Source organism: Rhodopseudomonas rhenobacensis (genome assembly GCF_014203125.1).
GTDB lineage: Bacteria > Pseudomonadota > Alphaproteobacteria > Rhizobiales > Xanthobacteraceae > Rhodopseudomonas_A > Rhodopseudomonas_A rhenobacensis.
The window spans coordinates 238,093-261,247 of sequence record NZ_JACHIH010000001.1 but is presented as its reverse complement, the minus strand read 5'-3'; the positions used below and the strand labels follow the sequence as shown (position 1 = coordinate 261,247).

Sequence of the window (23,155 nt, the reverse complement as noted above, 5' to 3'; positions counted from 1 at the left end):
CAAGATCCGCCCAGCCGTGGCGGGACCGGCCGTTTCATTGAACGCCGCCAAGCCGCGTGCTACCGAAGCCGCGTGCCGCCGGGCCACGGCTCGGCGAAGGCCGGCGGCGCCGGCGCAGTGTTGGGATGTGATGGTGGTGTCAGGCAATCCAGAGCGCGCGGCCCCGCAGTTCGATGTCTCGCGGCTCCGGATCCTGGAAATCGGCAGCGGCTATTTCAAGAAACAGTATCCCGCGCAGACCACGCTATTGTGGACCGCGACCAAGCGCTCCGAGGATTTTCCCGACATCGACGGCTTCTCGACGCCGGACCGCGTGCTGCAAGAACTGCGCGCCGCGGCCGAGGGCCGCTACGACGTGGTGATTGCCAATACGGTGCGCTACTCGCCGTGGCATCCGCGCTATTGGGCGCGCGCGCCGTTCAACACGCCGCGGCATCCGTGGGCGTCGCTGACGCGGCAATTCGGCGTCGAGGTGCTGCGCTGGGCCAAGGTCCCGGTGCCGCTGGTCGCCATCGACATGGACGATTCGTTCGGCATCGGCACCGATTCGGTGTTCCTGCTCGACAGGGCCAAGGTGTTCTTCAAGCGCGAATTGCCGGTCGACAAGTGGCAGGTGCTGTACGGCACCATCCATCCGCATCTGCCGACGCTGCGCTATCGTAACAGCGACAAATGGCGGGCGCGGATGGACAAGCTGCAGCCGATCTCGCTGCCGCAGTTCAAATATGACGAGCGCTGGCGCGACGCGGCGTTTCCGGAGAAGACCCACGACATCTTCTTCTCGGGTTCGGTCAAAGGCAATTCGACGGTGCGCAGCGCCGGCGTGCCGGAGCTGGAGCGGCTGAGAGCTTTGGGCTACCGGATCGATCAGCCGACCGAGCGGCTGCCCTACGAGGCTTTTCTCGAGCGGATGTCGCATTCCTGGCTGGCGTGGTCGCCGGAAGGCATGGGCTGGGACTGCTACCGGCATTACGAAGCGGCGATCGTGCAGGCGGTGCCGGTGATCAATCATCCGACCATCCTGCGTCACGCCCCGATGCTGGGCGGCGTGCACGCGGTCTACTACGACGTCGAGCCGGGCGGCCTGGAGCGCGCGGTGGTGGCGGCGCTCGCCGACAAGGATCGGCTGCTCAGCATGGCGAAGGCGGCGCGCGACAACGCGTTTACGCATCACGTGCTGAAGGCGTATTGCGATCACATTTTGCGCGCGGCACTGGCGCCGGAGCGGGATGGTGCGGCGGCGGTGATTTAGACCGGAGTGTTGTGAGTGGCTGGTCGATTTGATTGATGGCGTTCGACCGAAAATGAGGCCGTCATTCCGGGGCGCGAGGCCGTTAGGCCGAGCGAACCCGGAATCCAGTAATCACCGCCCTGGAATACTGGATTCCGGGCTCACTCGCAGCTTCGCTGCTCGTGCCCCGGAATGACAGTTTCCACTTTTGCGCTCAGCTGCCGCCGCCGGAGACCTTCGCCTTGCCGCCCTGCGCCAGCGCGGCAAATTCCTTGACCACGCGCTCATAGACCGGGCGCTTGAACGGCACGATCAGCTCGGGCAGATTCTGCATCGGCTCCCAGCGCCAGCTGATGAACTCGGCCTTGTGGCCGCCGCCCGGCGACACCACGTCGATCTCGGAATCGTCGCCGGTGAAGCGCACCGCGTACCACTTCTGCCGCTGCCCGCGATAACGGCCCTTCCAGCTGCGCCCCGCCACGGTGCGGGGGATGTCGTAGATCAGCCAGTCGGCGATCTCGCCGAGCTTCTCGACCGATTTGACGCTGGTTTCCTCGTACAGCTCGCGCTTGGCCGCAGACCAGGGGTCTTCGCCGGGATCGACGCCGCCCTGCGGCATCTGCCAGACGTGCGATTCGTCGACGTGCTCGATGCCGCCGAGACGGCGCCCGATAAACACCAGCCCCTCCGCGTTGAGCAGCATCATGCCGACACAGGTCCGGTAGGGCAGGTCATCGTAACGGGTCATGCGATCAGAGCCTTTGCAGTGAGACGTTCGGGTCAGATCTCGTCGGCCGCGCCTGACCTCACGACATCTTATGCGCAAAGCGCAGCGAAACAGACAGCAATCAATCTCCGGATCTGTCGGAGCTAATGTGATTTGGCCGCATGTCCCGCCGGCTCGGCGGCGGCGGCCGGAACCTGCGCAGCCCCGCCCTGGCCGGATTTTGATTTCAGCATCGCGGTTGTCAATGGCACCAAAAGCAGGCCGCGGCTTTCCAGCGATCGGCTCCAGGCGGCGATTCGCTCGATCGAGATCGGCAACGCCGAGGCGACGCCGACGGCGTTGCCGTTGTCCCGCGCCAGGCTTTCCAGCCGATACAGCGCCTTGTCGATTTCCAGCGCAGTCGGCACCGCATCGATGCTGAGATCGGCCTTGGCGAACGGCAGCGGCTGCCCGGCCGCGATCGTGGTCGCAAGACTGCGCGGCGAGGCGCCGTCGTCGAGATAGCCGAGCCCGCGCTTGGCGGCCTCGCGGACGATCGGTTGCAGCGACGCATCGACGGTGACGAAGCGGCCGCCCATGAAATTGGTGAGGCCGATGTAGCCCTGGAACCGGCTGAGGTGCCAATGCAGCCGGTCGATGTTCTGCTCCGGCGGCAGCGAGGTCAGCAGCGTCTGCGGCCCCGGATCGTTGTCCGGATAGTCGAACGGCTCCATCGGGATCTGCAGCAGTATTTCGTGGCGCTGGGCGCGGGCGCGTTCCACCAGCTTGGCCGGATCGGAGCCGTAGGGCGTGAACGCCAGCGTCACCGCGGCGGGCAGTTTCATGATGGCGTCGGTGGTCTTGGCGGCGCCGACGCCGAGCCCGCCGACCACGATGGCGATGCTCGGCAGCCGCGCGGCCTTGGCGCGATCGGCGTCGCTGGCGCTGGCATAGGCGTTGAACGGCTTCACCCCGTCGGCGATCACCGGGATCATGCCGTAGCGGCTCTTTTCCAACAGCTTCGGATCGATATTGGCCGCGGGCGCGGCGGCAGCCTCGCTGCCGTCGCCGGGAATCACCACCTGCTGGCGCGCGCCGCTGGAGCCGTCGATGATGGTGACGGTCTTCTGGCCGGGCAGTTCGGCGGGCGGGGCCTTGTCGTGTCTCTCGGCCTTGGCGGCGGTGTCGTGGGTTTCGGTCTTGCCGGCCTTGGCGGCATCGGCAGCCGGCGGCTTGTCGGCGGCGGGCTCGGGGCGGATCGCCATCCGCACCATCGGTTCGCCGCCCTGCGGATTGCTGTTGAAAATCGCAAAGCCGAAAAACGCCAGCAGCACCAGGCCGAGCAGCGCGGCGATCGCCTGAGTTCCGGAGAACGGCAGCCGAAACTCCCGCTTCGCCGGCCGCTTTTGTCCCAGCGGCGCGCTCAGTTCGTCCGTTGTCACGGCAAGGGACCTCCCGAATCAGCCGCGGCGACAATACCATGGGTCGGCGAATCGGCTGACGCCTGCGGACAGCAAAAAGGGCGGCCCGGAAGCCGCCCTCTTGGATCATGCCAGTCTCGGTCGGGCGCGGCGAGCGCGGCTTAGTTCTCGACCTTGCCGGCCGGCTTGTCGATCGCCGCCTTGTCGCCGGTGGCGGGCGCGGCCGCCGGCGCGGTGGCGTTGACCTTGACGCCGTGCAACAGGTCGGCCGCCATCTTCAGCGCCTTGTCGTCCTTGGCTTCCGGCGGGACGTAGGACTGCGAGCCGGTCTTCTCGTCGCCTTCGGCCTTGAGATGGCCGCGCAGCGAGGCTTCGCCCTTGGTGTCGGTGCGCGACTTGATCTCGTCGGGCACGTCCTGCAGCACTTCGATGTCCGGGGTGATGCCCTTGGCCTGGATCGACTTGCCGGACGGCGTGAAGTATCGCGCCGTGGTCAGCCGCAGCGCGCCGTTGCCGGAACCTAGCGGAATGATGGTCTGCACCGAACCCTTGCCGAACGAACGGGTGCCGACCAGCGTGGCGCGCTTGTGATCCTGCAGCGCGCCGGCGACGATTTCCGACGCCGAGGCCGAGCCGCCGTTGATCAGCACGATGATCTGCTTGCCCTTGGCGAGGTCGCCCGAATGGGCGGCGCGGCGCTGGGTTTCCTCGGCGTTGCGGCCGCGGGTGGAGACGATTTCGCCGCGATCGAGGAACGCATCCGACACCGTCACGGCTTCTTCCAAAAGGCCGCCCGGGTTGTTGCGCAGGTCGAGAATCCAGCCCTTCAGCTTGTCGCTGCCGATCTGGGTGGTGAGCGCTGCGAGTTCGCGCTTCAGGCCTTCGGTGGTCTGCTCGTTGAAGGTGGTGATGCGGATGTAGCCGATGTCGTCGCCTTCGACGCGGGCGCGCACCGAGCGGACGCGAATGTTGTCGCGCACCAGCGTGACGTCGATCGGATTGTCCTGGCCCTTGCGGACGATCTTCAGCCGGATCTTGGTGTTGACCGGGCCGCGCATCTTCTCGACCGCCTGGTTGAGGGTCAGGCCCTGCACCGCTTCGTCGTCGAGATTGGTGATGATGTCGTTGGCCATGATGCCGGCCTTCGAGGCCGGGGTATCGTCGATCGGCGACACCACCTTGATCAGGCCGTCTTCCATGGTGACTTCGATGCCGAGACCGCCGAACTCACCGCGGGTCTGCACCTGCATGTCGCGGAAGCTCTTGGCATCCATGTAGCTGGAATGCGGATCGAGCCCGGTCAGCATGCCGCTGATCGCGGATTCGACCAATTTGGAGTCGTCGGGCTTTTCGACGTAGTCGCTGCGCACCCGTTCGAATACGTCGCCGAACAGATTGAGCTGGCGATAGGTGTCGGAGGTCGCGGCCCGCGCGGAGGATCCCATCAGGATCGATCGCGGTTGGGTCACGAACAATGTGAGCGCCGCGCCGGTGGCAACGCTCAGCAGAATTACCGAAGTCTTGCGCATCATCCGCGAACCTTTTCGCCTTCATTTGCGGCCCACCATGGGCCTGAATCGATCGGAGTGCCGTCTTTACGGAACTCGATATAGAGCACGGGCTGGCTCGCATTCGCCGCGAGGATGGAAGCAACGCGGGAGCTCGATCCCATAGTTGCGACAGGCTCTCCCGTGAGCACAAACTGGCCGATGTTAACCGAAATGCGCTCCATCCCGGCGATCAACACATGATACCCGCCACCGGCATTCAGGATCAAGAGTTGTCCATAGCTGCGAAACGGTCCCGAATACACAACCCAGCCATCGCACGGAGTTGTGACCTGGGCGCCGGGGCGCGTTGCCACCGAAATACCCTTCTCGACGCCGCCGACGCCGTCGGGACGGCCGAAGTCGCGAATCTTGCTGCCGTTAACCGGAAGCGCAAAAAGTCCCTTGGCGGAGGCGAATGAGATCGCCGGGCTGAGCCGGCCGGGATCGCGCAGCGCCGCCAGATTCGGCTTGCCGTTCGCCGCGGTCGGCGCGCCCTGCAGATTGGCGGTGGCCGCCGCCTTGGCGGCGCTCTTGAGATCCTGTTCCATCTTGCCGATCAGGTCCTGTAGGCTGTCGACCTGGCGCGACAGCGTCACGGCGCGGGCGCGTTCGGCTTCCATGTCCTTTTCGGCGGCGCTCTGTTTCTTCTGCCGTTCCTCGACCAGCGAGGCGAGCCGCAATTGATCTTCGTTCAGCTTGGCACGGTCAGCGGCGAGCTGATCGCGTTCGGCCGCGATGGTCTTGCGCAGACTGATCAGTTCGCCGAGGTCGGCGACCAGTTGATCGGCGCGCACCCGCATCTCCGGCACCACGGCGCCGAGCAGCATCGCGGTGCGCAGCGATTGCAGCGCGTCTTCCGGCCGCACCAACAGCGCCGGCGGGGCGCGGCGACCGGCGCGCTGCAGCGCCGCCAGCACTTCGCCGATCTCGGCGCGACGGGATTCCAGCGAGCCGCGGACCTGCTGCTCGCGAACGTCGAGCGGCCGCAGCCGCGCCTCGGCCTCGCCGATGCTGGTCTCGATGCCGCGCACGCGTGCGGCGATATCGATCAGTTGCTCGTTGAGCTTGGTGCGATCCTCGCCGATCGCGGTGATCTCGGCCTTGAGCTTGTCGCGCAATTCCGCGGCGCTCTTCTGCTGGGCGCGGGCGGCTTCGAGCTCCTGCTCGCGCTGCCGGATCAGATCGACCGGCGGCGCGGCGCTTTGCGCCTGGGCCTGCGACAGCATCGCGCCGGCGGCGATCACGCCCGCCATCAGCGCAGCCGCGCCCGGACGGAGCAAAGCCGCCGTGTGACCCAGTGTCATGGGGGGCCGCGGTGTCTGCATCAAGGGGTCGGCGCTCTCGTCAGACTCGATGATAGGGGTGCCCCGACAGGATTGTCGCGGCCCGATACAGTTGCTCCAGGAGCATGACGCGAACCATCTGATGCGGCCAGGTCGCGGCTCCGAACGAAACGCTCAGCTTGGCCTTGCGCCGCAATTCGGGCGAAAGTCCGTCCGCCCCGCCGATCACGAAAATCGCCTGCGCGGTGGATTGGTCGCGCCAGCCGCCGAGCTTCTTGGCAAAAGCGGCGCTGTCGAGGCTGTCGCCGCGCTCGTCCAGCGTCACCAGCACGGCTCTGTCAGGGATCAGCGCCGCGATCGCGGCAGCCTCCTGAGCGATCCGGCTCGGCGCGTCGCCGGCGCGGCTTTCGGCGATTTCATGAATCTCCGGGCCGCGAAAGCCGAGCTTGCGGCCGAGATCGTCGAACCGCTCGCGGTAACGCTCGGCCAATTCCCGTTCCGGACCCTGCTTCAGACGGCCGATCGCAATCACAACAACGCGCATCGGCGCAAACTAGCACCGCGCGTCGCTTCGCACCAAGCTCGCATGGCGCGCGAGCGAGCCGGGCAGGCGAGGGAGACGATCCTACAGCGTCTTCGCCGCGGCCGGGACCTGGGTCCACAATCGCTCGAGATTGTAGAACTCCCGGACCTCGGGGCGGAACACGTGCACGATCACGTCGCCGGAATCGATCAGCACCCAGTCGCAATTGGTCAGGCCTTCGACGTGCGGACTGACGACGCCGGCCTCTTTGAGGCCCTTGACGACGTTTTCCGCGACCGAACCGACGTGGCGGTTGGAGCGCCCGCTGGTGACGACCAGGTAATCGGAAAAGGCGGATTTGCCGCGAAGGTCGATGGTGACCGTTTCTTCCGCCTTCATGTCGTCGAGGCGGGAGAGGATCAGTTGCAAGGTCTGGTCGGCGTCTGGCCGCGCCGACAGCACCGCGACAGGAGTCGATGCCTCAAGAGCAGTCGATGTTTTACGCGGCTTCGGTAAAACCGACTTCGACGAAGACTTCGACGCTAAAGTCTTGGACAATACAGATGCGGTCAGGGACCATTCCTTTCACTGTATCGCGAACGCCGAATCCCGGCGGCTCGCGGTGATCTTACGCAAATGGGGTGACTGGTTCAATATTCCAATCGTGGCGGCGGTCATTTCTTCCAGCTGCCGTCCGGGTTCCGCAACCCGGTGGACGCCAGCGGGGATTTCATGCCGGTGAGAAACACCCAGGCCGGCGGCTTGCGATCGGCCAATCGCGCGGCGTCGGGGGTGGCGATGCGTGACGAAGCCAGCGCCCGCGCGGCGGGGGCGGCGAGCGCACGCAGGCTCTGCGGCGGCCGGTCGATCACCGCGAAGGGCACCTGCGCGGCGATCCGCCGCCAGCCCTGCCAGCGGTGGAATTGCCCGAGATTGTCGGCCCCCATGATCCAAACGAAGTGCACCTTGCTGCAGCGGCGGCGCAGATAATCGATGGTGTCGACAGTATAGCGGGTGCCGATGAAGCTCTCGAGACAGCTGACGACGATGCGCGGATCATTGGCCATCGCCTGCGCGGCAGCGGCGCGGACGGCGAGATCCTGCAGCCCGCTGACGTCCTTCAAGGGATTGCCCGGCGTCACCAGCCACCACACCCGATCGAGCTCGAGCCGTTTCAGCGCCAGCAGGCTGATGTCGCGATGCGCCTGATGCGGCGGGTTGAACGAGCCGCCGAGCAGGCCGATGCGCATGCCGTCGCTGTGCGGCGGAATCCGCGAGGACGGCGCAACTGAGCGTGGCGGCACTTCAGGCTCCGCGCGCGCGCGAGGGGCGGTTCACGGGCGGATCTGTCCGGTGCCGTGCACCCGGTATTTGAAGCTGGTGAGTTGCTCGGCGCCGACCGGGCCGCGGGCGTGGAATTTGCCGGTGGCGATGCCGATCTCGGCGCCGAAGCCGAATTCGCCGCCATCGGCGAATTGCGTCGAGGCGTTATGCAGCACGATCGCGGCGTCGACCTCGTTGAGGAATTTCGCCGCGGTTGTTTCATCGGCGGTGACGATCGCTTCGGTGTGGTGCGAGCCGTGCTGCGCGATATGGGCAAGCGCGTCGTCGACGCCGTCGACCAGCTTCACCGAAATGATGGGGGCTTCGTATTCGGTGTCCCAATCGGCGTCGACCACCGGCTTGACCCTAGGGTCGACGCGCTGCACGGCTTCGTCGCCGCGCACCTCGCAGCCGGCCGCGAGCAACATCGTCACCAGCGGCGCGAGATTTGACTCCGCGGCGCGGTCGACCAGCAGCGTCTCGGCGGCGCCGCACACCCCGGGCCGGCGCATTTTGGCGTTCAGCACGATGGATTTCGCCATATCGAGATCAGCGGCGCGATCGACATAGACGTGATTGACGCCTTCCAGATGCGCGAACACCGGGACGCGCGCTTCGGCTTCGACCCGCGCCACCAGGCTCTTGCCGCCGCGCGGCACGATGACGTCGACATTGCCGTCGAGGCCACTGAGCAACAGCCCGACCGCGGCGCGGTCGCGCACCGGCACCAGCGTGATCGCGGCCTCCGGCAGCCCGGCCTCGCGCAGCCCCTCGACCAGCGCATCATGGATGGCGCGGCAGGAGCGGAAACTGTCGGAGCCGCCGCGCAGGATCACCGCGTTGCCGGACTTCAGCGCCAGCACGCCGGCGTCGGCGGCGACGTTGGGCCGGCTCTCGAAGATCACCGCGATGACGCCGAGCGGCACCCGGACCCGTTCGATGGTCATGCCGTTCGGCCGCTGCCAGCGCTCGGTGACGGCGCCGACCGGATCGGCGATGTCGTGGATGATGCCGATGCCGTCGGCCATGGCGTCGACCCGGGCCTGCGTCAGGGTGAGACGATCGACGAAGGCGTCGGTGGTGCCGCCGGCCTTGGCCTCGGCGACGTCCTCGGCATTGGCTCGCAGAATCTCCGCCGCATGAGCCCGGATCGCCCGTTCCATCGCCGCCAGCGCCCGGTTCTTCTGCGCGGTCGAGGCGATCGCCAGCACCCGCGCCGCGGCACGCGCCTCGGCACCCAGCGCGGTCATCATCGCGGGAAGATCGGCGGCGCCGTCGATGGCTTTCAGGGAGGCGGTCATGTCGGGCTCAAATCGTCAGTTTTGTGACTGCCGTCAAAATAGGGTGTCCCGCGCCGCAGGTCAAAGCGGCTCAGTGAAAGCGGGCCGGCGGTGGCGGCGCGGCGGTCTTCCCATCGGCCGGATTCGTATCTATTTTTGCGGTGACCGGAGGCGCGCATGGCAACGAGCTATCACATCGGCAAGCATTTCGAAGACCTGATCGACGAATTGGTCAAAAGCGGTCGCTACTCCACCCCGAGCGAGGTGATGTGCGACGGGCTGGCCTTGCTCGAAGACCGCGAGTTTCTTCGCGCCGCCAAGCTGGAAGCGTTGCGCGCGGAGATCCAAAAGGGGATCGATAGCGGGCCGGCGGAAGCGATCGATCCCAGAGAATTCGTCGAGCGGATCAAGGCCCGGGGTCGGCAGGAACTTGCCGCGAAAAATGGCAAGTGAATTCCGTAAACGGCCGCGAGCCGAAGCGGACCTCGATGCGATCTGGAAATTTGTCGCCACCAACAACGGCTACGCTGCCGACCGACTGCTGGACCAGATTGGAGAGGCCTTCAAACTGCTCGTAGAAAATCCATTGGTCGGCCGCGCGCGACCGGAGTTTGACGGCGCGTTAAGAAGCTTTGTTGTCGGCAACTATGTGATTTTCTACGGCATCGTGGCCAACGCCATTGAAATCACGCGAGTTATGCATTGCCGACAGGATATCTCACCTGAAGACCTGCAGTAACCTCAGCCCGGCACCGCGCCCATCACCAGATCGTCGCGGTGGATCATTTCGGCGCGGCCGGTGATGCCCAAGATGCTCATCACGTCGGGCGAGGAGTGGCCCTTGATGCGGTCGGCATCGTCGGCGTCGTAGGCGACGAGACCACGGCCGATTTCGTCGGTGTCGGGGCCGCGCACCACCACGGCGTCGCCGCGGGCGAAATGGCCGTCGACCCGGATCACCCCGGCCGGCAGCAAGCTCTTGCCGGCGCGCAAGGCGAGGACCGCGCCGGCGTCGATGGTCAGCGTGCCCTTCGGCTCCAGCGAGCCCGCAATCCAGCGTTTTCGCGCGGTGACCGGATTGGCAGGGGTGAGAAACCAGGTGCAGGCGCCGCCCTTGGCGATGGCGCGCAGCGGGTGATCGATCTTGCCGGACGCGATCAGCATGTGGGTGCCGGCGGTGGTGGCGATCTTGGCGGCTTCGATCTTGGTGCGCATGCCGCCGCGCGACAATTCGGATTCGGCGCCGCCGGCCATCGCCTCGATCTCGGCGGTGACCTGCTCGACCACCGGAATCAGCTTGGCGTCGGGATTGGCGCCGGGCGGCGCGTCATACAGCCCGTCGATGTCGGACAACAGGATCAAGAGATCGGCGCTGCTCATGGTGGCGACGCGGGCGGCGAGGCGGTCATTGTCGCCGTAGCGGATTTCCGCGGTGGCGACGGTGTCGTTCTCGTTGATCACCGGCACCGCGCGCCATTCTAAGAGCTTGGCGATGGTGGAGCGGGCGTTGAGATAGCGCCGGCGCTCCTCGGTATCCTGCAGCGTCACCAAAATCTGGCCGGCGCCGATGCCGTGATCGCCGAGCACCTCGGACCAGATCCGCGCCAGCGCGATCTGTCCGACGGCGGCGGCGGCCTGGCTTTCCTCAAGCTTCAGCGGCCCGCGCGCCAGCTTCAGCCGGCTGCGGCCGAGCGCGATCGAGCCGGAGGACACGATCAGCACGTCACGGCCGTGCAGATGCAGTTCGGCGATGTCGGCGGCCAGCGCTGCGAGCCAGCCGGCCTTGACCTCGCCGGCCTCGGAATCGATCAGCAGCGAGGAGCCGACCTTGACGACGATGCGGCGGAAATTCTTCAGTTCGGGACGGTGCATGGGGACTTCTGGATCAGCTAACAACAAGCAATTCAACGTCGCCAAGGCGGCAGCAGGCTCCCTCGCCCCGCTCTTGCGGGGAGAGGGGTGGGGTGAGGGGCTCTTGCCGACCTGCGGAAGCCGAGCTCGATCGCGCGTGGTGCCTCGCCCCTCACCCGGATCGCAAGAGCGATCCGACCTTTCCCCGCGAAGAGCGGGGCGAGGTGAGGCCGTGCGTGCGGCGCGTTCGACTGCAGATCCATCGATCGACGCTACACGTTCTGCGGCGCCCAGGGTTCGGCCTGCGCCGCGCCCTTGGCCTTCTCCGACACCGGGGCCTCGCCGATCACTTCGACCAGCGCGCGCAGCGCTTCCTTGACGCCGGTGCCGGCGACGCCGGAGATCAACAGCGGCGTCTTCTTGGCGGCGCGCTTCAGCCGGTCCTTCTGTTTCTTCAGTTCGTCGGCATCGACCGCGTCGATCTTGTTCAGCGCCACGATCTCGACCTTCTCGGTGAGCTCGCCCGCATAGGCCATCAGCTCGTTGCGCACGGTCTTGTAGGCCTTGCCGGCGTGCTCGCAGGTGGCGTCGACCAGATGCAAGAGCACGCGACAGCGCTCGACATGGCCGAGGAAACGATCGCCAAGCCCGGCGCCTTCATGGGCGCCTTCGATCAAGCCCGGAATATCCGCCAGCACGAATTCGCGGCCGTCGACGTCGACCACGCCGAGCTGCGGATGCAGCGTGGTGAACGGATAGTCGGCGATCTTCGGCTTCGCGGCGCTCACCACCGAGAGGAAGGTGGACTTGCCGGCGTTGGGCAGTCCGACCAGCCCGGCGTCGGCGATCAGCTTCAGCCGCAGCCAGATCCAGCGCTCCTCGCCTTCCTGGCCCGGATTGGCGTTGCGCGGGGCGCGGTTGGTCGAGGATTTGAAATGCGCGTTGCCGAAGCCGCCATTGCCGCCCTCGGCCAGCACGAAACGTTCACCAAGCTTGGTGAAATCGTGGATCAGCGTCTCGCGGTCCTCGTCGAGGATCTGGGTTCCGACCGGAACCTTCAGCACGATATCCTTGCCGTTGGCGCCGTGGCGGTCCTTGCCCATGCCATTGGTGCCCTTCTGGGCCTTGAAGTGCTGCTGATAGCGATAGTCGATCAGGGTGTTGAGGCCGTCGGCGACCTCGATGATGACGTCGCCGCCGCGGCCGCCATTGCCGCCGCTCGGGCCGCCGAACTCGATATACTTCTCGCGGCGGAACGCCACGCAGCCGTTACCGCCGTCGCCGGAGCGAATATAAACCTTGGCTTCGTCAAGAAATTTCATGTCTATCCCTATCGCAGGGGGGCTGAACCGGCAACCGATTCAATGCCGAAAGGCCTGTAAATGCCGCGCTTTCCGCGCTTGCCGGCGGCCCGGATTTTGAAAAGGATGGGGTGGGCCGCGGCCGACCCGCGCCGCGCGCGGCCTGACCTCGTTGCATAAGGTTTCCTGACATATGGGGTTGTTTGCCAGAATTTCGAGCGCTACCGCGCCGGGCAATGCGCACTTGGCCGGCATCGGGCTGATGCTGGCGGCGATGGCGCTGTTTTCGTTTGGCGACGCGCTCGGCAAGCTGGTGGTGGCGAGCTATTCGATCGGGCAATTGCTGTTGCTGCGCGCCTGCGCCGGGCTGATCGTGCTGTCGCCGCTGATCTGGCGGCAGCGCGCGGAATTCCTCCGCTTGCCGCGGCCCTGGCTGCAATTGGCGCGCACGATCATCGCCACGCTGGAGGTGGCGACATTCTTCCTCGCCACCGCCTATCTGCCGCTCGCCGACGTCATCACCTTTTACCTGGCGTCCTCGCTGTTCGTGACCGTCGGCTCCGCGCTGTTCCTGCGTGAACAGGTCGATGCGCCGCGCTGGATCGCGATCGTGGTCGGCTTCGTCGGCGTGCTGGTGGCGCTGCAGCCGTCGGCGCAGACCATGACCTGGCCGGCGCTGATCGCGCTTTGCGCCAGCGTGTTCTTCGCGGGTCTGTTACTGATCACCCGCTCGCTGCGCGGCACGCCGGACATGGTGCTGGCGTCGCAGCAATTCATCGGCACCCTGGCGCTCGGTGCGGTGCTGATCCCCTCGGCGCCCGCCGGCTGGATCACGCCCGACCTATTTGATTCTGCGCTGTTCGCGATCGCCGGCGCGGTGTCGGCGCTGGGGCTACTCTGCGTCAACCGTTCGCTGCGGCTGGCGCCGGCGAGCGTGGTGGTGCCGTATCAATATACGATGATCGTGTGGGGCGTGGTGTTCGGCTATCTGGTGTTCGGCGACTGGCCGTCGCCCGCCATGCTGATCGGCGCCGCTATCATCATCGGCGCAGGATTTTATATCCTGCTCCGCGAACGCCGCGGTGCGGCGCCGGGCGAACGAGCACCCGGCGCCTGAGACGCTTACTTGGCGCGCGACGCCTCGAAGCCGGGCAGCACCAGCTGCAGCGGCTGAATGCCCGAGGTGTTCTGCTGTGCGACGAACTGCGCGTGGCGCCGATCGGCAGCCTCCACTTCGTGCTGGAATTCGTCGAGCATGTCGCGCTTGAGCAGGGCGTTCAGATATCGATCCATGTGCATTCTCCTATTGCACGATCTTGCTAGCGTGCGCGGAGGGAACCGCGTACTCGGAGCGCTACGGGCGCAGCTCGGCGTGATTAAACGTCTGCTAAGCGGCCGACCGAAATGCCCGGCAAATGCGGCGGCGCAAAACCAAAATGCCCGGCACAGGGCCGGGCATCGCACGCAACAGAAGATGTTTTGGCTAGCGCTACACCAGCCGCTTCTTCGAATTGCTCCAGCTCTTCAGCGACGACCACACGCCGCGGGTCAGCCGGAAGCAGTCCACCGGGGTGGAGCCGCCGAGCGCCTCGAAGCGATGCAGTTCGACGCCGCTCCACTGGAAGCCGCACTTTTCCAGCACGTTGCGCGACGCCGGATTGGCGACGCGGGCGCCGGAGATCAGTTGCTCGACGTCCTCGAACTCCTCGAAGGTGAAGTCGATCACCGCGCGCGCGGCCTCGGTGGCGTAGCCCTGGCCCCAGTAATCGACGCCGAGCCAGTAGCCGAGCTCCGGCGCGTCCTGGTCGCGCCAGTCGATGCCGACGATGCCGATCGGACGGAAATCCAGCTCGATCAGAAACACGGTCTCGTTGCCGGCCTCGGCCAGCGCCTTGATGAAGCGGGTGGCGTCGTCCGGCCGATAGGGATGCGGCAGCCGGCGGGTGTTTTCCGCGACCCGGCGATCCTTGGCGAGGTTGGCGATGGTTTTTACGTCCGCGAGCGTCGGCTTGCGCAAAGCGAGCCGTTCGGTCTCGAGGACGCAGCTACTGGTCTCGCGCAACCTGGATGTCGGGATATCCTGCAACATGTCGGGCTCCTGTGCGTGGAAGCAAACGCAACAAACGAAAAGGGGAGGCCGGTTTCCCGCCTCCCCTTTGGAGCCTGATCTGCTCCGCCGGTTCAACAGGACCCGGCGGACGATTTTATGTCCACCGTTATTCGGCCGCGGCTACTGCGATCGGAAGGACCGATACGAAGGTGCGGCCGTTGGCTTTGGCGCGGAATTCGACGTGACCTTCGATCTTGGCGAACAACGTATGATCGGTGCCCATGCCGACATTGAGGCCGGGATGCCAGGTGGTGCCGCGCTGACGCGCAATGATGTTGCCGGGAATCACGCGTTCGCCGCCATAGGCCTTGATTCCGAGCCGCTTGCCCGCCGAATCACGCCCGTTGCGCGAGGAACCGCCTGCTTTTTTGTGAGCCATGGCTCGTCTCCAAACTGCAAAGGTATGTGTAAATCAATTCCTTGACGGAATCATTGCAAATCTTACGCGGCTTCGTCGTCGGCCTCGGTGGAGGCTTCGACCACCGGCTTCTTCTCGCGCGGCGGACGCGGCCCGATGGTGGGCGACTTGCCGTCGGCGAGGATCTCGGTGATCCGCAGCACGGTGATTTCGTCGCGATAGCCGCGCTTGCGCTTGGAGTTCTTGCGGCGGCGCTTCTTGAACGAGATCACCTTCGGGCCGCGCTTGTGCTGCAGCACTTCGGCGGCCACGGTGGCGCCCGCCACGGTGGGCAGGCCGAGCACCGGGGTTTCGCCGCCCAGCACCAGAACTTCACCCAATTGGATGATGGTGCCGACATCGCCGGCGATCTTGCCAATCTCTAAGACATCATCCGGAACGACGCGGTATTGCCGCCCGCCGGTTTTGATGACTGCGAACATCGTTGAATTCCTTCGTGTTCGATTCCAGCCTCGGATCGAGCCGGGCTGGCTTCTTGTTCAGTCGTTAAAGTGCAGCGTCCTGGGGTGGCAAGCTGACGTCGCCTGGCCGGGATGCCATGGATGTGCCGGCGGTCAAAAACCGTCCGATCTTGGCGTAAGCCGGATTGCTTCGGCCACGCAAAAACGACGGCGCGAGAGACACCCCGCGCCGGACGCTGGCTTTATAGCCCGCGTCGGCGGCGAGTCAAGTTGCGTCCGGCCAGAGCGCGCCTCGTCCGATCACAAAAGCCAGGGAATCCGGGCCGGGCTTCCGCGGCTGCGAAACCAACAGGTTCCCAAGATGTTGTCTGCGGTCCGCAACGGATCCACAGGGGGCATTTCAGAATGGCTGACGACACACTGACGGCAACCGGCATCGGCAATCACGGCGCGACGCGCCTGCCATCGGTGGAGGTCGACAGTTACAACATCGAGCTCAAGGACGACGAGGGCTTTCTCGGCGACCGCGCCAGCAGAGGCGCCTTCCAGAAGATTCTCGACAGCTGGCGCAAGCCGCTGCGCAAGAACGGCGACGATCCGTTCGGCAAGAAATCCACCGAGGACATCACCAAGCACGAGCTCGACGCCATTCTGACCGGCGACGACGTCGCCGCCGTGGCGGTGGTGCACAGCGCGATCGAGGAATTCGCCCAGGAACTGGCCTATGTCACCCGCCGCTTCATGAAGACCAAGGCCTGGGCCGGCACCGAATGCATCGTGGTCGGCGGCGGCTTCCGGCAGAGCCGGCTCGGCGAATTGGCGATCGCGCGCACCGACATCATCCTGAAATCCGAGGGCATCGACGTCGATCTGGTGCCGATCCGCTATCATCCCGACGAGGCCGGGCTGATCGGCTGCCTGCATCTGGCGCCGTCGTGGATCTTCGAGGCCCATGACAGCATCTTGGCGGTCGACATCGGCGGCTCCAACATCCGCTGCGGCGTGGTCGAGACGCGCTGGAAGAAGGCGCCGGACCTGTCGAAGGCTGTGGTCTGGAAATCCGAGCTGTGGCGGCACGCCGACGAGGAACCGACCCGCGAAGGCGCGGTGAAGCGGCTGACCAAGATGCTGAAGGACCTGATCAGCGCCGCCGAGGCTGAAGGCTTCAAGCTGGCGCCGTTCATCGGGATCTCCTGCCCGGGGGTGATCAATTCCGATGGCTCGATCGAAAAGGGCGCGCAGAACCTGCCCGGCAATTGGGAAAGCAGCCGTTTCCACCTGCCGACCAGCCTGATCGAGGGCATTCCGGTCATTGGCGACCATGATACCGCGGTGCTGATGCACAATGACGGCGTCGCCCAAGGGCTCAGCGAAGTGCCGTTCATGCAGGAATTCGAGCGCTGGGGGGTGTTGACCATCGGCACCGGGCTCGGCAACGCCCGTTTCACCAACCGCAAGTCCAAGGGCAAGAAGGACAAGGACGCCGAAAAGCCGAAGGCCAAGGAGAAAGACAGCGAGAAAGACAACGGCAAGGACAAAAAAGACAAGAAAGACAAGGACTGAGCCGGGGCGGCGCAGCGGTCTCTTGGGGCGGTGGGCCGACGCCGGCGCGGCGGTCGACCGGGGCGGCGCTCTCGTCAATCCGACGGGGAAGCTCACGCAGCGCAGAGAATATGGCGGTCCCCGTCAGTGGCCCGTCGGCGGATCAAACGCGGGATATGAAAAATATCCGGCGTCCCCCGCCTTGTCTGATCGGCTCGGCTCGCCTAGAACTCCGCGCGACTGCAGGCGTTCGCGCCTGCCCCTGCACCGCGGAGAGGTGGCAGAGTGGTCGAATGCACCGCACTCGAAATGCGGCATAGGTGCAAGCCTATCGGGGGTTCGAATCCCTCCCTCTCCGCCAAAATGCTGTTCCAGGAAATTCCATTAAATCCAATTTCCGACATAAATCGCTGTAATAACAGGCTCATACAAATAGATTGGCGTGCCACTCCGCTCCACCGTGTCTCGCCAGATCTCACGCCTAAGTGTATGTAAGGGTGTATGTAGCTCCAGGGTGCCAGATTATGGCGCGGGGATTCGGAAAACTAACGGTCAAGACGATCGAGCATTTGTCTCGGCGAGGTATGCACGCTGACGGCGGCGGGCTTTATCTGCAGATCGCCGAGGGCGGCTCAAAGAGCTGGCTGTTTCGATACAAGCTCCACGGCCGCACACATTGGCATGGCCTGGGTTCGCTGCGTGACGTGGGCCTTGAAGAGGCGCGGGAGAAGGCGACCGGAGCGCGCAAGGTCCGCCTCAATGGCGGCGACCCCATCCAGGCAAAGCGCCAAGCGGAAGCCGCCGCCCGCATCGAAGCGGCCAAGGCGATCACGTTCGGAGAGGCGGCCAAGCGGTTCATCAAAGCCAATCGGGCCGGCTGGAAGAATGCCAAGCACGCCGACCAATGGGTGATGACGTTGCTAGGCGTCGACCAGAAGGGCAAGCCAAGCAAGAACGACTACTGCAAGACGATCCGTGATCTTCCCATCGGCGCGATTGATACGACGCTGGTCCTGCGGATCATCGAGCCGATCTGGGCAAGCAAGACCGAAACGGCCACCCGCATTCGCAGTCGCATCGAGCAGGTGATCGATGCCGCCAAGGCGAAGGGCGAGTTCAACGGCGAAAACCCGGCACGCTGGAAGGGGCATCTCGATAACCTGCTCCCGGCCACGTCGAAGGTTCGCAAGGTCCGCAATCATCCGGCGCTGCCTTACAGGCAATTGCCCGACTTCATGCGCAAGCTGCGCGAGCGTGATGGTGCCGCTGCGGCGGCTCTTGAGTTTCAAATCTTGACGGCCGTCAGGCCGGGCAACGCAGTGGCGGCAAAATGGGACCAGATCGATCGGCAGACATCAGTCTGGACCATTCCAGCCGCACTCATGAAGAGCGACGCTGAACATCGAGTGCCATTGAGCAAGGCGGCGCTCGCTGTGCTTGATCGGATGGAAGCCACGAAGGATGACAGCGAGTACATCTTCCCCAACACCAAGGGCAAGCCTCTGAGTGACGCTTCGATGGCCGCGGTGATCGACAGGATGAATGAGCTGGAGCGGCGCTGGATCGATCCCAAGCTCGACCGCGATATCGTTCCGCACGGCTTCAGGTCGTCGTTCCGCGACTGGGCTGCAGAGCACGGCTATGACGATGCCGTTGCCGAAGCTGCGCTCGCGCACAAGGTCGGCGACGAAGTGGTCGCGGCCTATCGGCGCACGACCTTCCTCGACCTACGCAACCGGATGATGGAAGACTGGGCCGACTATTGCGCCCGACCTTCCAGCAGCGGTGACACCGTCGTGGCGTTCCGGGCGTAGTCACGAAACCGGGGAAGCAGGCGTCAGATAAAACGCGGCGATCTGGTTTGGTTGCGGAGACTGAAGGGCCTGCGAGAACATGGTACAACCACCGAACTCACCGGGCATCATCGAACTCGTGTTTCGGCCGCCACGCCGCGGGATCGGCGATCCAGCGGTTGATTTCGGATTCATGCCAGCCTGCGCCGTTAACGCTGATCCTGATCTGCGCCGGGAATGTCCCCTCAGTAATCTTGCGGTAGATGGTAGATCGGGACAGTCCGGTTCGGGACAGAACGGTTTTCAGGCGGATGATCCGGTCTGGTTCGGGCATCGTCGCGCCGCCTCCTTGTGACTGCTCCTGATCCAGTCAGAGCAAGCAGTGACGCGCACGCAAGACTATTTTTCGCGTCGTCGAAGCCCGGCGTAAAATCGGCGGCAAATACTTCTGATCGGCGGAATCGAAGCATGCCAGCCAAAAGGCTTGGCGAGGTTTGGGGACAACGACATGCATCAGATCAGATCCCGATGCCCCGGCCTCTGCCGAGGTCGATGCCGTGGGTGAAGGCCAATTCCTGACCGAGCCGGCGGCCTGTTTCGAACGCGATGCCGAGTTGTTGCTTGCGGCCAGCGAGAATGGATTCAAGCTGCGGATCGCGCTCTAAGTTCTTGGCCATGTTACCCATCGCCGCCCGCGTGGATTTGTAGCCCGACATGTCGCCCGCCTGATACTGGTGCTGGCTGGTCTGATCGAGCTTTTGCCAGCGCTCCACGAAGCGGTCGGCGCGCCGGGCCGGGTCGGTGCGCAGCTCGGTTTCGAGCTGGAGAGCGCAAATCGCGCGGGCGGGATTGCCCGAAGCGGCTAGCTCTGCGAGTTCCGGGTTCGTCTTGTAGGCGGCTTCGGCGTCGTGCGAGCCATAGGGCCGTACCGCCTCAAACTCCTTGCGGGCCTCCTGCAATTCCTTCACCTGCTCCGAGCTGGCCTTGCCGCCCTGCTGCTGCATCTCGAAGATCGCATTCACGGCGCGGGCGTGGCGGATGAGCGCCTTGGTAGGAGCTTGACGCAGTGCCACGTCCGTGTCCGCTGCCACGGTCCTTTCCGGCGTATCCGTCGTTCGCCGGACTGCCGCCGCGGCGCTTTCCCTTTCCGGCGCTTCCCGCTCTGGCCTCCGTTCGCCATCCGTGCCGGGTACATCTCCCGGAAAGCGCAGGCCCTCAAACATACCGCGCAGCTTCTCCGGCACGAGTCTCTGGACGATTTCGGCGACACGCTCGCGGAAGGTGATGCCGCGACGCTCGGCGTAGCCCTGAATCGGATCGGCGCGATCGTAATCAGACGCCATGTCCTTGGCCCGATCGCGCGACAGGGTACGGGTGAGCCGCTCCTGGCTGGTGAAGTCGTCATGGCCATAATGCAGGTCCGTGCCGTCGCGGTGGCGCGAAAGGGCGACATAGCTGCCGTGGGCGTCCATGCCCGGCGTCGCCAACACATGGGTCCGGTCCACGGTCATGCCCTGTGCCTTGTGAATGGTCGCGGCATAGCCATGGTCGATGCGGTTGTAATCCTTGAGGTCGAACGAGACGTTGCGCCCGTCATCGGTACGCACCGACATGGATTTCTGACTGACATGCTCGATGGCGCCGAGCGTGCCGTTCTTCACGCCAAGCCCGCGTTCGTTTTGCAGGAACATGACGCGATCCCCACTGGCGAAGCTGCGCGCGCCGCGTTCGACCGTGACACGCACATCCCCGCCGAGATCGCCGGCGGCCCGCATCCGTTCCCGCGCCCCCGCGTTGAGTTCGCGAACCTCGTCGTTGGTATGGGTGAGGATGATGCGGCTGCGGTCCGGCGATGTCTGCCGGTCGCGGTCCCAGCGGTCGATCAGTTCGCTGCGCGCCTGCTCGCGGGACGCCGCCGCATGCACCATGCCGCCTCTCGCATAGGCATGGATCGCTGCGCCAGTCTTGCCGGTCGCCAGGTCGCGGGTGGCGTCGCGCTGCCAATCCTCGCGTTGGCGGCGCACCTCGCCGATCTCGACGCCGCCGTGGCGCTCATGAATCGAGCGGAAGGCCGCGCCCGCTTCTATTGCTTGCAGCTGTTGCGGATCGCCGACCAGCACCACCTTGGCGCCGGCGTCGGCGGCATGGGACAGCACGCGCTCCAATTGCCGCGTGCCGACCATGCCCGCCTCGTCGATCACCAACACGTCGCGCGCGCTGAGCAGGTCGCGGCCCTGGCCCCAGCCATGTTCCATGCTGGCGATGGTGCGTGACGCAATGCCCGATCCGCTTTCGAGGTTTTCCGCCGCGATGCCGGACAGCGCCACGCCCCGGACCTCGTAACCCGCCGCCTCCCATGCCTCCCGCGCCACGCCCAGCATCGCGCTCTTGCCCGTCCCGGCATGGCCGACCATGATCCCGAGATCGCGCCCGTCCGTGACATGCGCCAACGCATCGGCCTGCTCGCCGGACAGGACAAGGCCGCGCGCTTCCGCACGCGCCAGAGCCGCTTGCCTGTCAGCGTCCTCCACGGCATGGCGTTCCCGCTCGGCCATCAGTTCGGCAGCGTGGTGCAGGCGCTGTTCGGACTCGATCATGTCGCGGGTGGTGAAGCGGTCCTCGCCGCGTCCGTCCTGTCCGAGTTCCACCAGATCCGGCGCGCCGCGCATCGCGCCCATCACTGCGTTGAACTGATCGACCCCGTCGCTGTGCCGATGCGCAAACTTTGCCATGTCGCGCAGCGTGAAGGTCGATTGCTGATGCGTGATCGCGTCCAGTGCGATGGAAGGATCGGCAATAATGCGCTCGCCGTTGCCGCGCGCGATTTCGCGGTGCATCTCCGCGCGGTCGGCGGCCTCGCCCCCTTCGCGTTCGATCCGCTGCGCGGATGCGCCGATCTGGCTTTGCGGCTCCAGCCCGATGCCCTGCGCCTCAAAACTGCGGTGGTCGATGCGTGCGTCGATATCGAGTTCGGCCAGCCGCTCGTTGGCGAGCTCGGCCCAACGTTCGCGCCAGCGTTCGACCATCTGCGTGCGGTTCCAATCCCGCACCTTCGGGCCGAAGCCATTGTCGTCCCCGTTGATGTTGATTTGCCGCATCGTCAGCATGACGTGGGCATGAGGTTTGGGCATGCCGTCCTCGCCGATATCCCAATGCACATTGAGATCGGCGATCATGCCGCGGTCCACGAACTCCGACTGCGCGAAGTCGCGGGCGAGTTCGATGCCTTGCACCTGTGTCATCTCGCGCGGAATGGCGAACTCGACCTCGCGGGCAAGCTGCGCATCCTTGCGGATCTCGAACGCCTCGACATCGTTCCAGAGCCGTTCGCGGTCGCTCCACGCCTCGGGCGCGTTGTCCGGTAGCATGACCTCGGAATGGACCACGCCGCGCTTCGCGGAAAAGTCATGGCTGCGGTCCAGGCGCTTGTCGCGCAACCGCGAGCCCGAGCGGTAGGCGGCCGACGCCACCGCGCTTGAGCCAGACTTGCGGCCAATGACCTTGACGTGAAGATGATAGATCGCCATCGCGATCGGATCATTGCCACGGCGAAGCGAACGTCGGAACGACGTATAAGCGCGCCCTCCCTCGAAAAATTCTCGTACGGGACTACGCCGTCTCAAACCGTCCCGGCAACCTTACAGCTTTGTGCCCAGGGCTCAACTATCATCGCTGCATCGACATTGCTGGAGGACGTGATGCGCAAGCCACGGGATTTCGACGGGGAACTGAAAGCACTTCAGGACAAGGCGCGAGAACTGAAAATTCGCAAGGTACAGCAACTCGGTGAGCTGGTGATTGCAACCGGGGCGGACGCACTCAGCGCCGACGAACTGGCCGGCGGGCTGATCGTGTTGGCCGAAACCAAGGATGCCGGAAAGAGGGAGGCATGGGCCAAGCGCGGGGCTGCGTTCTTTCAAAGCCGGGCGCGGCGAAGTGCGCCATCAACTGACCGCGACACTAACGGCACTCCTGCACAACCGAGCGGCGCGCAACCGACACCAAGCCGCAATGGCGCGGCATGATATGCGCGCTTGGCAGGTCGAGCGCCGCAAGCGTACGCGGCATCTGATCGAACTCGGCGGTCTCGTCGTCACGGCCGGTATCGTGGAGCTGACCGGCGACGACCGCGCCACCATCCTCGGCGCGCTCCTCTGGATGGCCGACAAGCTCCAGAGTGAGGATGGCGAACACGCGCGCGGTGTCTGGACCACGAAGGGGAAGAACGCGTTCGAGGCGGCTTCGGCCACTCACAGCAAGACGGATCCAACTGGTCCGGCGGTTCGTCGCTAACATGCTACAATAGCCCGATTTAAGAATGAGCGACTGAGGCCAGTGCCTCGCGACGAGGGTGTGATTTCCACCTCTTGCGCTGAGAACTAACGGCAATTGGGGCCGCTATACTTGACAGGCGCCGGGAAT

At 65.1% G+C, this 23,155-nt stretch carries 24 protein-coding genes and 1 tRNA gene; 9 read left to right on the top strand and 16 right to left on the bottom strand.

Annotation, left to right across the window (positions count from 1 at the left end; all coding sequences use genetic code 11):
* The first annotated feature begins 130 nt into the window (after positions 1-130).
* Positions 131-1,252: a glycosyltransferase family 1 protein gene (locus HNR60_RS01205; protein WP_184253371.1), complete on the top strand. Its 1,122-nt coding sequence runs from the start codon at positions 131-133 to the stop codon at positions 1,250-1,252.
* 193 nt (positions 1,253-1,445) lie between these two features.
* Here the strand turns inward: HNR60_RS01205 and HNR60_RS01200 are convergent, their stop codons facing one another.
* The 8 genes from HNR60_RS01200 to HNR60_RS01165 form a co-directional block, all read right to left on the bottom strand.
* On the bottom strand, positions 1,446-1,979 hold the full coding sequence (locus tag HNR60_RS01200) for an RNA pyrophosphohydrolase (protein ID WP_184253369.1): 534 nt from the start codon (positions 1,977-1,979) through the stop codon (positions 1,446-1,448).
* Positions 1,980-2,101: 122 nt separating this feature from the next.
* A complete protein-coding gene (locus HNR60_RS01195; RefSeq protein ID WP_184253367.1) occupies positions 2,102-3,379 on the bottom strand; it encodes a divergent polysaccharide deacetylase family protein in 1,278 nt (425 codons plus the stop codon).
* 140 nt (positions 3,380-3,519) lie between these two features.
* Positions 3,520-4,890: a S41 family peptidase gene (locus tag HNR60_RS01190; protein ID WP_184253365.1), complete on the bottom strand. Its 1,371-nt coding sequence runs from the start codon at positions 4,888-4,890 to the stop codon at positions 3,520-3,522.
* Positions 4,887-6,233, bottom strand: coding sequence for a murein hydrolase activator EnvC family protein (locus HNR60_RS01185; protein WP_184253363.1), 1,347 nt, complete (start codon positions 6,231-6,233; stop codon positions 4,887-4,889). Before HNR60_RS01185 ends, HNR60_RS01190 begins: the two co-directional genes overlap by 4 nt.
* A gap of 19 nt (positions 6,234-6,252) precedes the next feature.
* On the bottom strand, positions 6,253-6,735 hold the full coding sequence (rlmH, locus tag HNR60_RS01180; protein ID WP_184253362.1) for a 23S rRNA (pseudouridine(1915)-N(3))-methyltransferase RlmH: 483 nt from the start codon (positions 6,733-6,735) through the stop codon (positions 6,253-6,255).
* Between the two features lie 81 nt (positions 6,736-6,816).
* Positions 6,817-7,173, bottom strand: coding sequence for a ribosome silencing factor (gene rsfS, locus HNR60_RS01175; protein ID WP_184253674.1), 357 nt, complete (start codon positions 7,171-7,173; stop codon positions 6,817-6,819).
* 215 nt (positions 7,174-7,388) lie between these two features.
* A complete protein-coding gene (locus HNR60_RS01170) occupies positions 7,389-8,018 on the bottom strand; it encodes a nicotinate-nucleotide adenylyltransferase (RefSeq protein ID WP_184253360.1) in 630 nt (209 codons plus the stop codon).
* A 30-nt stretch (positions 8,019-8,048) separates the two neighbouring features.
* A complete protein-coding gene (locus tag HNR60_RS01165) occupies positions 8,049-9,338 on the bottom strand; it encodes a glutamate-5-semialdehyde dehydrogenase (RefSeq protein ID WP_184253358.1) in 1,290 nt (429 codons plus the stop codon).
* Positions 9,339-9,494: 156 nt separating this feature from the next.
* On the opposite strand from HNR60_RS01165, the gene HNR60_RS01160 reads away from it, so the two are divergent.
* The gene (locus HNR60_RS01160; RefSeq protein WP_184253356.1) at positions 9,495-9,770 is read left to right on the top strand and encodes a type II toxin-antitoxin system ParD family antitoxin; all 276 of its coding nucleotides are present in this window, start codon (positions 9,495-9,497) and stop codon (positions 9,768-9,770) included.
* A complete protein-coding gene (locus HNR60_RS01155) occupies positions 9,760-10,056 on the top strand; it encodes a type II toxin-antitoxin system RelE/ParE family toxin (protein ID WP_184253354.1) in 297 nt (98 codons plus the stop codon). The genes HNR60_RS01160 and HNR60_RS01155 overlap by 11 nt, the downstream gene beginning before the upstream one ends.
* Positions 10,057-10,058: 2 nt before the next feature.
* Here the strand turns inward: HNR60_RS01155 and proB are convergent, their stop codons facing one another.
* A complete protein-coding gene (proB, locus tag HNR60_RS01150) occupies positions 10,059-11,189 on the bottom strand; it encodes a glutamate 5-kinase (RefSeq protein ID WP_184253352.1) in 1,131 nt (376 codons plus the stop codon).
* Between the two features lie 251 nt (positions 11,190-11,440).
* A complete protein-coding gene (obgE, locus tag HNR60_RS01145; protein ID WP_184253350.1) occupies positions 11,441-12,490 on the bottom strand; it encodes a GTPase ObgE in 1,050 nt (349 codons plus the stop codon).
* A gap of 172 nt (positions 12,491-12,662) precedes the next feature.
* Here obgE and HNR60_RS01140 point away from each other — a divergent pair, with 172 nt between their 5' ends.
* Entirely contained in the window at positions 12,663-13,586 is a 924-nt protein-coding gene (locus HNR60_RS01140) for a DMT family transporter (RefSeq protein ID WP_184253348.1), read from the top strand.
* Positions 13,587-13,591: 5 nt separating this feature from the next.
* Here HNR60_RS01140 and HNR60_RS01135 read toward each other — a convergent pair whose 3' ends face one another.
* The 4 genes from HNR60_RS01135 to rplU all read right to left on the bottom strand — a co-directional run bounded on the left by HNR60_RS01135 (position 13,592) and on the right by rplU (position 15,419).
* On the bottom strand, positions 13,592-13,762 hold the full coding sequence (locus HNR60_RS01135; RefSeq protein WP_184253346.1) for a hypothetical protein: 171 nt from the start codon (positions 13,760-13,762) through the stop codon (positions 13,592-13,594).
* Between the two features lie 196 nt (positions 13,763-13,958).
* Complete coding sequence (locus HNR60_RS01130; RefSeq protein WP_184253344.1) at positions 13,959-14,558, bottom strand: GNAT family N-acetyltransferase; 600 nt, start codon at positions 14,556-14,558, stop codon at positions 13,959-13,961.
* Positions 14,559-14,685: 127 nt separating this feature from the next.
* Entirely contained in the window at positions 14,686-14,958 is a 273-nt protein-coding gene (gene rpmA / locus HNR60_RS01125) for a 50S ribosomal protein L27 (RefSeq protein WP_184253342.1), read from the bottom strand.
* A gap of 62 nt (positions 14,959-15,020) precedes the next feature.
* A complete protein-coding gene (rplU, locus tag HNR60_RS01120) occupies positions 15,021-15,419 on the bottom strand; it encodes a 50S ribosomal protein L21 (RefSeq protein ID WP_184253340.1) in 399 nt (132 codons plus the stop codon).
* Between the two features lie 384 nt (positions 15,420-15,803).
* Between rplU and HNR60_RS01115 the strand changes: the two genes are divergently transcribed.
* The 3 genes from HNR60_RS01115 (at position 15,804) to HNR60_RS01105 (ending at position 18,754) form a co-directional block, all read left to right on the top strand.
* A complete protein-coding gene (locus HNR60_RS01115) occupies positions 15,804-16,961 on the top strand; it encodes an ROK family protein (RefSeq protein ID WP_184253337.1) in 1,158 nt (385 codons plus the stop codon).
* Positions 16,962-17,211: 250 nt separating this feature from the next.
* Positions 17,212-17,301 (top strand) — tRNA-Ser (locus HNR60_RS01110).
* Positions 17,302-17,464: 163 nt separating this feature from the next.
* Positions 17,465-18,754 (top strand): tyrosine-type recombinase/integrase, encoded by a 1,290-nt coding sequence (locus HNR60_RS01105; RefSeq protein ID WP_184253335.1) that lies wholly within the window; start codon positions 17,465-17,467, stop codon positions 18,752-18,754.
* Positions 18,755-18,851: 97 nt separating this feature from the next.
* Here the strand turns inward: HNR60_RS01105 and HNR60_RS01100 are convergent, their stop codons facing one another.
* Together HNR60_RS01100 and traA are read right to left on the bottom strand one after the other, a co-directional pair.
* Positions 18,852-19,067: a helix-turn-helix transcriptional regulator gene (locus tag HNR60_RS01100; protein ID WP_184253333.1), complete on the bottom strand. Its 216-nt coding sequence runs from the start codon at positions 19,065-19,067 to the stop codon at positions 18,852-18,854.
* A gap of 184 nt (positions 19,068-19,251) precedes the next feature.
* On the bottom strand, positions 19,252-22,260 hold the full coding sequence (traA, locus tag HNR60_RS01095; protein WP_184253331.1) for a Ti-type conjugative transfer relaxase TraA: 3,009 nt from the start codon (positions 22,258-22,260) through the stop codon (positions 19,252-19,254).
* 171 nt (positions 22,261-22,431) lie between these two features.
* On the opposite strand from traA, the gene HNR60_RS01090 reads away from it, so the two are divergent.
* On the top strand, positions 22,432-22,758 hold the full coding sequence (locus HNR60_RS01090) for a conjugal transfer protein TraD (RefSeq protein ID WP_184253665.1): 327 nt from the start codon (positions 22,432-22,434) through the stop codon (positions 22,756-22,758).
* 1 nt (position 22,759) lies between these two features.
* Positions 22,760-23,026: a conjugal transfer protein TraD gene (locus HNR60_RS01085; RefSeq protein WP_184253667.1), complete on the top strand. Its 267-nt coding sequence runs from the start codon at positions 22,760-22,762 to the stop codon at positions 23,024-23,026.
* Positions 23,027-23,155: the final 129 nt, after the last annotated feature.